Annotated in this window: 11 protein-coding genes; 6 read left to right on the top strand and 5 right to left on the bottom strand. The window is 71.7% G+C overall.

The genetic code is table 11. The features are described 5' to 3' along the window. The first annotated feature begins 261 nt into the window (after window positions 1-261). Genes POF73_RS25395 through POF73_RS25380 form a run of 4 tightly spaced genes read left to right on the top strand, consistent with a single transcriptional unit; the run spans window position 262 to window position 5672 of the window. On the top strand, window positions 262-1797 hold the full coding sequence (locus tag POF73_RS25395; protein ID WP_272119476.1) for an aminotransferase class V-fold PLP-dependent enzyme: 1536 nt from the start codon (window positions 262-264) through the stop codon (window positions 1795-1797). Between the two features lie 38 nt (window positions 1798-1835). Then, window positions 1836-3575, top strand: a complete 1740-nt coding sequence (locus POF73_RS25390; RefSeq protein WP_272119475.1) for a benzoate-CoA ligase family protein — start codon at window positions 1836-1838, stop codon at window positions 3573-3575. A 1-nt stretch (window position 3576) separates the two neighbouring features. Next, window positions 3577-4872: a wax ester/triacylglycerol synthase domain-containing protein gene (locus tag POF73_RS25385; RefSeq protein ID WP_272119473.1), complete on the top strand. Its 1296-nt coding sequence runs from the start codon at window positions 3577-3579 to the stop codon at window positions 4870-4872. Next, window positions 4869-5672 carry an SDR family oxidoreductase gene (locus POF73_RS25380; protein ID WP_272119471.1) on the top strand — a complete coding sequence of 268 codons (804 nt, stop codon included), beginning with the start codon at window positions 4869-4871 and terminating at the stop codon, window positions 5670-5672. The genes POF73_RS25385 and POF73_RS25380 overlap by 4 nt, the downstream gene beginning before the upstream one ends. A gap of 21 nt (window positions 5673-5693) precedes the next feature. Here POF73_RS25380 and POF73_RS25375 read toward each other — a convergent pair whose 3' ends face one another. From POF73_RS25375 to POF73_RS25355, 5 genes are all read right to left on the bottom strand, one after another. Continuing rightward, on the bottom strand, window positions 5694-7160 hold the full coding sequence (locus POF73_RS25375; protein WP_272119469.1) for a sensor histidine kinase: 1467 nt from the start codon (window positions 7158-7160) through the stop codon (window positions 5694-5696). Then, window positions 7157-7894 carry a response regulator transcription factor gene (locus POF73_RS25370; RefSeq protein WP_272119467.1) on the bottom strand — a complete coding sequence of 246 codons (738 nt, stop codon included), beginning with the start codon at window positions 7892-7894 and terminating at the stop codon, window positions 7157-7159. The genes POF73_RS25375 and POF73_RS25370 overlap by 4 nt, the downstream gene beginning before the upstream one ends. Window positions 7895-7973: 79 nt before the next feature. Beyond that, on the bottom strand, window positions 7974-8180 hold the full coding sequence (locus tag POF73_RS25365) for a hypothetical protein (RefSeq protein WP_272119465.1): 207 nt from the start codon (window positions 8178-8180) through the stop codon (window positions 7974-7976). A 36-nt stretch (window positions 8181-8216) separates the two neighbouring features. Beyond that, window positions 8217-9320, bottom strand: a complete 1104-nt coding sequence (locus POF73_RS25360) for a S1C family serine protease (protein ID WP_272119463.1) — start codon at window positions 9318-9320, stop codon at window positions 8217-8219. A gap of 97 nt (window positions 9321-9417) precedes the next feature. Further along, on the bottom strand, window positions 9418-10041 hold the full coding sequence (locus POF73_RS25355; RefSeq protein ID WP_272119461.1) for a TetR/AcrR family transcriptional regulator: 624 nt from the start codon (window positions 10039-10041) through the stop codon (window positions 9418-9420). 91 nt (window positions 10042-10132) lie between these two features. On the opposite strand from POF73_RS25355, the gene POF73_RS25350 reads away from it, so the two are divergent. Together POF73_RS25350 and POF73_RS25345 are read left to right on the top strand one after the other, a co-directional pair. Then, entirely contained in the window at window positions 10133-11470 is a 1338-nt protein-coding gene (locus POF73_RS25350) for an alpha/beta fold hydrolase (RefSeq protein WP_272119458.1), read from the top strand. A 259-nt stretch (window positions 11471-11729) separates the two neighbouring features. Continuing rightward, complete coding sequence (locus tag POF73_RS25345) at window positions 11730-12506, top strand: carbonic anhydrase (RefSeq protein ID WP_443049651.1); 777 nt, start codon at window positions 11730-11732, stop codon at window positions 12504-12506. Window positions 12507-12523: the final 17 nt, after the last annotated feature.

Genomic DNA, 12523 nt, shown 5'->3' with positions numbered 1-12523 from the left:
TGCCTGACCAGGTGCGTGAGATCGTCGACGGGTCCGCCTGGCCGCCGAGCACTGGGACTCTTCCCGGACGGCCCCTGTCCGAACGTGCTGGAGGCAAGCGCTGGAAGCACTCCCGCGCTCTGCATCTAGTCCTATGAATACATGTGCACCGCGCGCGTCCGTTGTGCGCGTGCTCCCCTTCCGCGCGCTCTTGAGCCTCTTGACTCGTCCGCCCGAGCATCGGATGGAGGTGGAACTACGGCCTGCGACGGGGTGAGTCGGATGCGTGTGGACCGTCATCGTGAAGAACCCGGCTTCGGTGGAGCGTCTCCCCGTCTGCGCAGGGAGTTCCCGGCCCTCGCCCACAAGACCTATCTCGACACCGCGTGTATCGGTGTGGCCCCGTTACGGGCCGTGCGCGCGGTGACCGAGCTGGTGCAGGGCATGCAGTACTGCGCCGGGGAGTCCGGGACGCAGATGCACGGCCGGCTCAACGAGCTGAGGGACTCGGCGCGTCCGCTCGCGGCACGGCTGATCGGGGCGGAACCCGGTGACATCGCGCTGGTGGAGAGCACCACGCACGGTCTGAAGATCGCCGCCGAGTCCCTGCCGTTGAACGCCGGGGACCAGGTGCTGATGCCCGACCTGGAGTTCGTGCAGATGGGGCTCGTGTGGCGGCAGTTACAGGACCGCGGGGTCGGCGTCCGCACTGTTCCGCACGACGCGTCCGGCGGCGTGGGCGTGGATGCCGTACAGGCTCTGCTGACCCCGGACGTCAAGGTGCTGGCGCTGAGTTCGGTGCAGTGGACCAACGGGTTCCGGGCCGATCTCGCGGCACTGTCCGAACTGTGCCGGCAGCGGGACGTGTGGCTCGTCGTGGACGCGGCGCAGCACCTGGGGGTGCTTCCGCTGAGCGTCCGGCAGACGCCGGTCGACATCCTCGTGTGCGGGGGCCACAAGTGGCTGTGCTCGCCGTTCGGCACGGGATTCATGTACCTGGCCCCCAGGGCGCGTCCACGGCTGCGGCGGCCGATCGCCGGGTTCTTCGCCGCGAGACCGCCGGCCCGTACCTGGGGTGAGGCGTTCGAGCGGATGGACGTCGCTCCGCTGCAGGAGTGCGAGTTCACCGACGAGGCGTATGCGTGGGAGACCGGCGGGACCGGCAACTTCCCGGGAGCCGTGGGGCTTTCGGCGGCCCTTTCCCTGGTGCTGGAGCTGCGGCCGGAGCGGATCGAGGCCCATGTCCGGGCGCTCACCGACTACTTGGCGGAGGGACTCGACCGGCTGGGACTCGGCATGGCCGGTCCACTCGATCCACGCCACCGGTCCGCGATCCTCACCTTCGGCACCGGACGCGCCGCCACCGACGTGGCGCTCATGCGGTCGCTGCTCGCGTCCGGAGTCGCCGTGAGCGTCCGCTTCACCTCCGGCGTGGGCGGTGTCCGCGTCAGCTGTCATCACTACAACACCTTCAGGGACATCGACCGGCTGCTGGAGGCGGCCGAGGAGTGGCAGCGCCGGCCGCAGCGAACCCGGCGGCCGGACAACGGCACGCGGCACGGCAGCGCCCTCGCCGCACAGGCCCGGATCGGGCGGCAACGGGCCCTGATCGACGCCCTCGACAACGACCTGATGAATCTGCTGAGCGCCCGTGACGGGGTCTCCCGGAGCATCCGCGTCTCCCGGCTGCACGGCGGCATGCCCCGGACCGACCTGGCCCGGGAGCGGGAGGTGGTCGAGCGTTTCCACGATCGGCTCGGCCCGAACGGCACCCGGCTGGCGCTGGAACTCCTGCGGATGAGCCAGGGCGACACCTGATCGACGTCCACCCCGTCCTCACCTCCCTTGGAGACCCCATGAGCGACTCCGGGACATCCGGCACGGGCCCCACGAGCCCCCCAAGCACCACCACCCCCATGGACGCCCTGTTCAACGCGGCCGTCTACCTGGTCGACCGTCAGATCGCCCGCGGTCTCGGCGACCGCCCCGCCCTCGTCGGCCCGCGCTCCACGACGACGTACGACGAACTGGCCGTGCAGGTCGCCCGCGCGAGCGCCGGCTGGCGGGCACTGGGCGTCCGCCCGGAGGAGCGGGTGGTGATCCACGCCGCCGACACTCCGGACACGGTCGTCGCCCTGCTGTCGCTGCTGAGGATGGGCGCCGTTCCGGTGCCCGTGTCCACCATGAGCACCGCCCGCGAACTGACCGCGCTCCTGGGCGACTCCCGGTGCCGCCACCTGGTCGCCGGTGCGGACTTCTGCGAGCGTTCGCAGACGGCCGTATGGAATGTGGCGGCCGTGCCCGATCTGGCGGGCATAGTCGTGCTGGACGACGCTCCCGTGGAGCCCCCGCCCGGTGTCGTACGGGTCAGATGGGAGCACCTGCTGGCGGCGGGCGAGGCGTCCGGACCCGGCGACCGGGCGCCGGACCGCACCACCGAGGACTCCCCCGCCCTGTGGCTGTACACCTCGGGCACGACCGGCGACCCGAAGGCCGCGATGCACCGGCACGGCAGCATCCGCTACGTCGCGGAGCACTACGGAGAGCAGGTGCTGGAGCTGACGCCGGAGGACCGCTGTCTCTCGGTGGCGAAGCTGTTCTTCGCGTACGGCATCGGCAACTCCTGCTTCTTCCCGCTCGCCGCCGGAGCCACCGCGGTCCTCGACCCGGCGCCGCCCACGCCCCGCTCCATCGCCCGGCGCCTCGCCGAGGACACCCCCACCGTCTTCTTCGGCGTGCCCACCTCCTACGCGGCCCTGCTGCACGACCGCCGCATCCCCGACGACGCCTTCCAGGGCGTACGGCTGGCCGTGTCGGCCGGGGAGCCCCTGCCGCCGGAGCTCCAGCACCGTTTCCGGGCCCGCTTCGGGGTCGACCTGCTCAACGGGATGGGCTCGACCGAGGCCCTGCACATCTTCCTGTCCAACCGCCCCGGCCACTGCCGGCCGGGTTCCCTCGGCACCCCCGTACCCGGCTACGAGCTGCGCCTGACGTCGGCGGACGGTACCGAGTCACCGCCCGGCGAGCCCGGCGTACTGAAGGTACGGGCGCCCTCGGCCGCCACCGGCTACTGGTGCCGTACCGCCGCGACGCACACCGTGTTCCAGGGGCCGTGGCTGAACACCGGTGACCTGTTCACGCGGGAGCCGGACGGCGAGTACGTCTGCCACGGGCGCGCGAACGACATGATCAAGAACGGCGGCATCTGGGTCTCCCCGGCCGAGGTCGAGAACCGTCTGCTCGCCCATCCCACCGTGGCCGCGGTGTGCGTCGTGGCCGTGCCCGACGCCGACGGCCTCGACCGGCCCGTGGCCTGCGTGGTCCCGGCGTCCGGGGACCCGGTGGACGCGGCTCTCGACCCGGCCGCGCTGACCGCGTTCTGCCGTGCGGCGCTGGCCCCGCACAAGTGCCCGCGCCAGTTCCTGTCCTTCGCCTCCCTGCCCACCACCGGCACCGGCAAGGTCAACCGCCACCGGGTGCGGCAGGAGGCCTGCGCTCGGCTGCAGGAGCTGGGGCACGGTCCTCGTGTTCCCGATCAGGGCTCAGCCCCGCTGGAGGCCCCGGCCCCGTCCGTATCCCCGCCTGGAGGCGACTGACATGCCCGTCCTCACCTCGGTCATCGCTCCTCCCGCCCCCAACCCGGTCGACCTGCTCTTCCACGCCGCAGGCCAACTGGCCTCCCACCCGGAGGCCGTACCCAACGTGGCAGTCGTCGCGCACCTGACCGGCACGGCCCCTGACCTGCCCGAACTGCGCGCGTCCATCGGCCGCCGACTGCACCTCCTGCCGTGCCTCACGCATGTGCTCACCACCGACGACGACTGCCCACGCTGGTCCCCGCACGCCCCCGACCTCGAAGAACACGTCTTCGCACACCTCGTCCCGGCCGGGCCCGACCGCCTCGACGAGACCGTGCGCGAGCTGCTCCGAGGCCCCCTGCCCGCCGGCGCCCCGGCCTGGCGTCTGGTCCTGCTGTCGGGCCACGCGCCGGGGAAGTACTGCCTTGCCCTGTTCTCCCACCACGAGGTCCAGGACGCCGCGAACCTCGTCACGGTCCTGGAAACCCTGCTGGGTCCGGAGGACATCGCGGACCCGTCGGCCGCCGCCTTCCCCGGGCCGGTCCCCTCCCCGGAACCGCGCTGGTTCCTCGACACCACGGCCTTCATCTGGCGCAACACACGCCCCCACGGCCTGTGGAACACAGCGCGGCGGCCACTGTCCGGGCGCCGCCACATCCTGTGGACGGAGGTCCCCAGCCGCCTGATCGAGGAGACCGGCCGCGCGTACGACGCCACGGCCAACGACGTCCACATGGCCGCGCTCGCCCACGCGATCACCCGCTGGGCGGGCGAGCACCACCCCGAGGCGGCCTCGGATCCGCTGCCGCTGATGCTCCCCGTCAACCTGCGCACCCGCGCCGAGACCGGCCTGCCCGGCAACCGGTTCTTCCTCGCCCGCCTCGATCTGCCCGGCGGCTCCATGACCGCCGCCCGCCGGCTGGGCCGCACATCGGCCGCCACGGCCGTACTCAAGGACCCGGCCTACAAGCAGACCCTCCACCGCATCACCCAGCGGGAGCCGAAACAGACGTACCACCAACTGGTCGCCCGCACCGCCGCCCCCGACCGGCTCACCGCGGTCGCCTCGATCTTCCGCGTCCGTCAGCCGCTCGCGTACCTCGGCGACCCGGTCGAGCGCGTCGTCCCCGTCATCTGCTGCCCCGACGGCTTCCCTCTCACCTCGGCCCTCTTCCTCTACGCCGAGACGTCCACCGTCTGCTTCCAGATCGACCGGGCCCTGCCCGGCGCGGAGACGATCCCCCTCCTGTGGCGCCGGGCCGTCGACGACATGGCCACCTGTGCCGACACCACACCGAAAGCAGGCGGCCGATGACCGAGCAGTTGTTCGACGGACAGGTGGCTCTGGTGGTGTCGGCCAGCCGGGGCATGGGCTACGCCATCGCCGCCGAACTGGCCCGTCAGGGCGCGTCGGTGGCGCTGACCGCCCGCAACGAGGAGCCGTTGCGGCAGGCGGCCAAGAGCATCCGCGCGGAGACCGGCCGCCGGGTCCTTCCCGTCAGGGCCCACAGCCGCCTGGACGCCGATCGCAGGGCCGCCGTCGACGCCGTCATGGACACCTTCGGGCGGCTGGACCTGCTCGTCTACACCACCGGTGTCAACCCCGCGCTCGACACCCCGGTCATCGACCTCGACCTGGACTGCTGCCGTCGCATGTTCGACACCAATGTGCTGGGCGCGCTCGGCTACACCCAGCTGGCCTGGCGGTCATGGATGAAGGACCACGGCGGGTCCGTCCTGATGCTGAACACCATCTCCGCCACCAGCGTGTGCCGGATGCCCGCCTACAGCGCCACCAAGGCCGCCCTCCACCGCCTCACGAAAGACCTCGCCGACCAACTCGCCCCGCGCGTACGGGTCAACGCCATCGCCCCCGCCTTCATCCAGACCGCGTTCATGGACCCGCTCGCCGTCCTGCCGCCGGAGACCATCGCGACCAGCTACCCCCTGGGCCGCCTCGGCGAGGTCGAGGACATCGCGCCCGCCGCGGCGTTCCTTCTCTCGCCCCACGCGGCATGGATCACCGGCACCACCTTGACCATCGACGGCGGAAAGTCGGCCGCCACCATCACCCACGACCGCCCCCACCCCGCCCCCGGCCAGCCCGTCCTCTGACCTGCTGCGACCTGCTGCGACCTACTGCGGCTCGGCGGGCGGAGGCGTGGGCGCCCCCGGCAGACGTACGGTCGCCACGGTGCCGCCGCCCTCCGCGCGGGCCAGGGACACCTGCCCGCCCGCCTGCTCGACCGTACGGACCACGATCGACAGGCCCAGCCCCGAGCCCGGCAGGGCGCGGGCGCTCGGGGAGCGCCAGAAGCGGTCGAAGACGTGAGGGAGTTCCTCGGCGGGGATGCCGGGGCCGTGGTCGCGGACGGTGAGGACGCCGTCGGCGAGTCGCACCTCGATCGTGCCGCCCTCGGGGCTGAACTTCACCGCGTTGTCCAGGACGTTGACCACCGCGCGCTCCAGGGCCGTCGGTTCCGCGCGGACGTACCAGGACTGGAGGTCGGCGTTGATCGTCAGCTCCGGTCCGCGCAACCGTGCCCGGCGCAGGGCCGCCTCCACCGTGTCCTCCAGCGAGATCACCTGGACGCGCTCGCCCCGCTGACTCTCCGCACGGGACAGTTCCTGCAGGTCGCCGATCAGGGACGCCAGTTCCGTCATCTGCGCCTTCACCGAGGCGAGCAGGGCCTTGCGGTCCGCCTCCGGGATCGGGCGGCCGGTCTCCTCGCTGCGGGAGAGGAGTTCGATGTTGGTGCGGAGGGAGGTGAGGGGGGTGCGGAGTTCGTGGCCGGCGTCCGCGATGAGCTGCTGCTGGAGTTCGCGGGAGCTGGCCAGGGCGGAGGTCATGGAGTTGAAGGAGCGGGAGAGCCGGGCCACCTCGTCCTCGGAGTCGTCCTCGACCGGGATGCGGATGTTCAAGTCCTCGGTGCGGGCCACGTGTTCGACGGCCTCGGTGAGTTTGTCGACGGGGCGCAGGCCCGCACGGGCCACCGCCAGACCGGCGGCGCCTGCGCCGAGCACTCCGACGCCGGAGACGAAGAGGAGGATGAGGGCCAGTTCGTTGAGGGTGGACTCGGTGCTCTTGAGAGGGACGGCGATCATGAGGGCGGCGTCGGGGTACAGCTGACGATCGGAGCCCATTCCCTGAGCGTTGACATACAGAGGCGTGGTCAGCACCCGTACGGAGTTGCCGTCCTCGTCAGTGCCGTTGCGGGTGCTCGTGCTGTTGCCCGCGTCGGCGACGACCTGCTTGTCGGAGTTGGTGGTCCTGACGGTTCCCTCGGAGTTCGAGGAGACGCACGCCGTGCCGTCGGCCTTCACCAGCTGGAGGTAGATCGTGTCCCGGGCCCCCAGCGTATTGCGGTTCTCCTGCGGTTTCTTGGGGCACTCGGTGAGCGTGGCCACGACTCCGGGCAACGGCTGCGGCTTCTCCGCCACCTGCTCCAGGTTGTCGTCGAGCTGCCCGTAAAGCTTGCCCTGCACGATGAACCAGCACGTCACCGACACAGCCGCCACCGCGAACGCCACGGCCGCCGCCACCAGCAGCGCCAGCCGTGACCGGATCGGCAGCGAGCGGTACCGGCGCAGAGCCCTTCTCACTCCGCCCCGCCCTGTCGCAGTACGTACCCCACACCCCGGACCGTGTGCACGAGCCGCGGCTCGCCGGCCGCCTCGGTCTTGCGGCGCAGGTACATGACGTACACGTCGAGGGAGTTGGACGACGGCTCGAAGTCGAAGCCCCACACCGCCTTCAGGATCTGCTCCCGGGTCAGCACCTGGCGCGGATGCGCCAGGAACATCTCCAGCAGCGTGAACTCCGTACGGGTCAGCTCCACCGGCCGCCCACCCCGCGTGACCTCGCGCGTCGCGAGGTCCATGCGCAGGTCGGCGAAGGTCAGCGCCTCGTCCTCCTCCACCGCGCCGGAACCGGCCGCGGCCGCGTAGGAGCTGCGGCGCAGCAGCGCGCGGACGCGGGCGAAGAGTTCGTCCAGTTCGAAGGGCTTGACCAGGTAGTCGTCGGCGCCCGCGTCCAGCCCGGTCACGCGGTCGCCGACCGTGTCGCGGGCGGTCAGCATGAGGATCGGCGTCGTGTCACCGGCTCCGCGGATGCGGCGCGCGGCGGTGAGACCGTCCATGCGGGGCATCTGGATGTCGAGGACGACCAGGTCGGGCCGGTAGGCGGTCGCCTTCTCCAGGGCGTCTGCGCCGTCGACCGCGACCTCGGTGTCGTACCCCTCGAAGGCGAGGCTGCGCTGGAGTGCTTCACGCACGGCCGGCTCGTCGTCGACGATCAGGATGCGCTGGGGGTCACGGTCGCCATCGGCGGGGCTCATGGTCTCGGGATCCTCGGGTGCGGTGGGACGGAGGGCTGAGCGGCTGGACGCCTTCAGCCTCGCATGATTGTCGGCCTTCTCAGCCTCGTACGGTACGGCGACGGCTGCGGGACGGGGCGGCCCGGCGACCCGCGCGCGGGCGGGACGTCGCCAGCTCGGGCGCCCGGGACGGGGCCGTCGGCGGGTGCAGGGCGCCGGCGACGGCGAGGGCCAGGGTGATGTCGGCGGCGTCGGTGGCGACGGCGGTCATGGCGCCGGGCACGGTGTGCTCAACCTGCGTGATCATGACGTACTCCTCTTCTGTCGGCCGCGTTCTGCCGGTTCAGTTCTGCGAGCCGGAGCGCAGCTTCGCCAGGTCGGACTTGACGGTGTTGACGGGGATGGCGAAGCCGAGGCCCACGCTGCCCGCGTTGGACGAGCTCGAACCGGCGGCCGAGTACATCGCCGAGTTGATGCCGATGATGTTGCCGTTCATGTCGATCAGGGCGCCGCCGGAGTTGCCGGGGTTCAGGGAGGCGTCCGTCTGGAGCGCCTTGTACGTCGTCGTGGACGACCCGGTGTCGCCGTTGAACTGCTGACCGCCGAACTCGAACGGCCAGCCGCCGCCCTGCTGCTGTTGCTGCCGGCCCTGGCTCTCGTCCGTGGAGACGGTGACGTCACGGTTGAGCGCGGAGACGATGCCGCTGGTCACCGTGCCGGTGAGGCCCTCGGGGGAGCCGATCGCCACGACCTCGTCGCCGACCTTGACCCCGTCGGAGTCGCCGAGGGTGGCCGGGGTCAGCCCGGAGGCGTTCTGCAGCTTGATCAGGGCGAGGTCCTTGCTGCTGTCGGTGCCGACGACCTCGGCGGTGTACGTCTTGCCGTCGCTGGTCTTCACCTTGACCTGCGAGGCGCCGGAGACGACGTGGTTGTTGGTGATGATCTCGCCGTCGCTGGTGATGATCACGCCGGAGCCGGTGGAGGACCCGGCGTTGGACTGGGCGTTGATCTCGACGATGCTCGGGCTGACCGCCTTGGCGACCCCGGAGACCGTGCCCTTCTGGCTGGAGGGGACGACGTTGGTGCTGGTGGAGCTGGCGGAGGCGACGGTGTCGTTGCCGGTCAGCTCCTGGATGCCGTACGCCGTGCCGCCTCCGATCGCGGCGGCGACTATCGCCACGGCGGCGAGGAGGGCGACGGGACCGCGGTTGCGGCGCCGTGCCTTCGGCGGGTGGGCGACGGGTTCGGTGAGGAGAGCGGTGGGGGCTCCGCCGGCGGTCCCGGTGGGGGCGCCGGTGGCGGTCCCGGCGTGGGCCTGGGCCGTCGGCTGGTGCGCCGGCGGGGGCGGCCACTCGGGGTTCACGGGGGAGGAGGCGTGCTGCTGGGCGCCCCGGTAGGGGTTCGTGTACTGCTCGTACTCGCCGTCGCGGCGGAAGCTCTCGGTCATGCCAATGAGCTTGTCGCCCGACCATGAGAGCTCCCTGAGTGCTCCCTGAGAAGCCCGGCAGAAGCTCGTATGCCCGATGTAAAGGCCCTTCTGGGGGCTACGGCCGGTTTCTCAGAAAGGCCTCATGGAAGCTCGCGGGGGTCATCCAGCCGCGCAGCGTGGCGTGGATCGTCGACCGGAACGCGGCATCGGCCGTGGGGGCGTCGAAGGCCCCGGCGAGTTCGAGGGTCACCAGCCCGTGCAGGGTCACCCAGAGCGAGACGGCGATCGGCGTCGCCTCGCCGTCGAGGACGGACTCCGTCACAGCGCGGTCGATCGCCGCGACGAGGGGCCGGACGGGGTCGCCGGTACCGATCGCTCCCGCCGCTCCCGACGGCTTGAAGGACTGCACCCCACCGAACAGCACGGAGTACAGGTGGCTGTGTTCGCGTCCCCATCGCCGGTACGCGGCGGCCAGCGCGTAGAGGTCGGCGAGGGGATCCGCCGTGGCCGGCACCGCCGTCACGGTCCGGAACAGGCTGGCGACGGCCTCGTCGCGCACCGCTGCGATCAGCCCGTCCTTGCCGCCGAACAGGGAGTACACCGCGGCCGTGGACGTCCCGGCGGCCGTGGCCACGGCGCGGACCGTGACCGACGCCTGGGGGTGGGTGGCGAGCATCTCGGTCGCGCACTCCACGAGCCGGTCTTTGACGGTCTCGTCGTTCGTCTTCGGCCTACCCATGGCGAGAAGCCTACCTTTCTTTGATAACGTCGTTTTGAAACAGTGTTCTGAAACGTCGTTCGGAAACTTGGTTCCGCACCGGAGGTCCGCCGTGTCCACGTTCGCCATACGCCTCGCTCGCTCGACCGGGCGCTTACTGCTCGCCCTGGCCGCCGTCGCGGCGCTGGTCGTCGTCTTTCTCGCCCTGATCGTGCTCACGGACGGGGCCGGATCGGGGGTCGGCGCATGGCTGGCGGCCCTTGGGGTCGGGGTTGTCGCCGCACTGTGGCGGCGGCGTCGGCGCCGTACCCGGGCGGCGCGGCTCGTGCCGTTCGTACCGGTGGTCATCGCGGCGGCGTTGACGGCGTCGGTCTGCGTCCCGACCACGCCCATGGCCCGGCGGTACCCGCCCCACCTGCCCTTCGTGGCCACGCAGCACTGGAGTCTGGACACCGGCAGCCGGGTCGCGGTGTACCACTACCCGCCCGCGAAGTCCGCCGTCCGCCATCCCGTCCCGCTCGTGTACCTCAACGGCGGCCCGGTCCGCGGCATCTCGCTGCTCGACCACCGGTTCCTGCGACTCCTGGCACGGCAGGGCCACGACGTCTACGCCTACGAGCAGGCGGGCGGCGGGCGAAGCGATCTGCTCCCCATGAGCCAGTACACGATCTCCAGGTCGGTCCGTGACCTCGGCGCCGTCATCCGCCGGCTGGACAAGGGCAAGGCCGACGTCCTCGGCTTCTCGTCGGGCGGAGTCGTCCTCACCCGCGCCCTCGCCGACCCCGGCGTCGCCGCGCGCCTGCACCGGGCGATCGTCGCCGAGCCCGGCCCGATGGACGGCCCCACCGCGCGGATCGCCGGGCACAAGGGGCGGGAGTCCGCGCGCGGCCTCGCGCCCGCCATGACCGGGCCGCGATCGACGTACGTCCCCCGGTACGCCGTGGCGTTCGGCCTCATGCGACTCGGGCTCCTCACCCCCGACAGCGGGCTGATCGGACAGGCCGAGGGTGTCAACGCGTTCACCGCCGCCGACCTCGGCAGCGACACCGCGTCCGCCTACTGCGCGCGGGACGCCCACCGCATCCCGGTCGAGGACAGTGCGCAGAACTTCTCGTTCAGCCCCGCCGCCAGCCTCCGCGTCCAGCGGACGGTGCGGGACTCACCCTCCATCGCCGCGCAGCTGAGGCGCTCCCGGACGCCCGCGATGCTGATGATCGCCGAGTGCTCCTCCCAGGTCCGCCAGTGGGCGACCGCCGTCCTCGCCGACGACCCCGCCGTGCGGCGTACGCAGTACATGCCCGGAGTCGGCCACCACATGTGGAACGGCCTGGACGGCAACAACGACCGGGCCGCCGCGGTCATCACGGCGTTCCTGCGGGACAGGCCGGCACCGGTGCCGAACCATCCGACGCGGGATGAGATCCCGGAGTTCTTGCGCGACCAGCGGTGAATGCCGTGCGGTCGGCCGAGGCGGGTGGCGTCGACTGACGTCGGCTGGGGCGCCTTCGCCGACGGCCGCACGGTGACAGCCCGTCTGACCGGCGGTCAGCTGCCCGCGGAGGACGTCATCTGCCGTTCGCGAGGAAAGGTCAAGCCGGGTACGGGAGAACACCAAGAGCGGCCCAACGCTCGATCATGAGTTCCCCCCGCCCGGCCATGATTCAGCAAGGGGAAAATGTATTTGAAGTTTCGAGCGTACGTTCCACCCCGTGAATTCAGACAGATCAGCCGGCCCCACTCCGGCCGCCACCGCCCACCAGCGGTTCACTCTCCCCTCGCCCGCCCGCCGCGCACTCCTGCGGTTCGGGCTGACCGGGGCCGCGGCGCTGGGGACCACCGCCGCACTCGGCACCGCGACCGCCTCCGCCGCGGCCCCCGCCACCCCCACCTCCGCCCGCCGGCCCGGCACCCCGGACGAGGCCCTGCGTGAACTCGCGGCGGGCAACCGGCGCTGGCGCACCTTCCGTGAGCGGCACCCCGACGAGTCGCCCGCGGTGCGGCAGAGTCTGACGTCGGGTCAGCACCCGTTCGCCGTGGTCCTCGGCTGCATCGACTCCCGCGTCCCGCCGGAGCTGGTCTTCGACCAGGGCCTCGGCGACCTGATGACGGTGCGCTCCGCCGGTGAGGTCCTGGACGAGGCCGTACTCGGCAGCGTCGCCTACGGCGTGCTCGAACTGGACATCCCGCTGGTCGTGGTGCTCGGTCACCAGTCGTGCGGCGCGGTGAAGGCCGCCGTCGCGGCGGACGAGTCGGGTGAGCGGCTGCCGGCCCACATCCAGTACATCGCCGACCAGATAGCACCGAACATAGACCGCACCCAGCAGGGCGACGCCCGCGTCGACTCCACCATCGACGCCAACGTACGGGCCGTCCGCGCCCGCCTCGCCGCGGAGCCCGACCTCGCGGCGAAGGTGACCTCGGGCAAGCTGGCGATCGTCGGCGCCCGCTACGAGCTCGACGCGTATCGCGTCCACAGCGTCGTCTGACACCCACGAGCGATGGG

The sequence above is a fragment of the Streptomyces sp. HD genome (assembly GCF_028369295.1).
Lineage (GTDB): Bacteria > Actinomycetota > Actinomycetes > Streptomycetales > Streptomycetaceae > Streptomyces.
The sequence above is the reverse complement of the archived record's forward strand: the minus strand, read 5'-3'. Positions and strand labels throughout refer to the sequence as shown.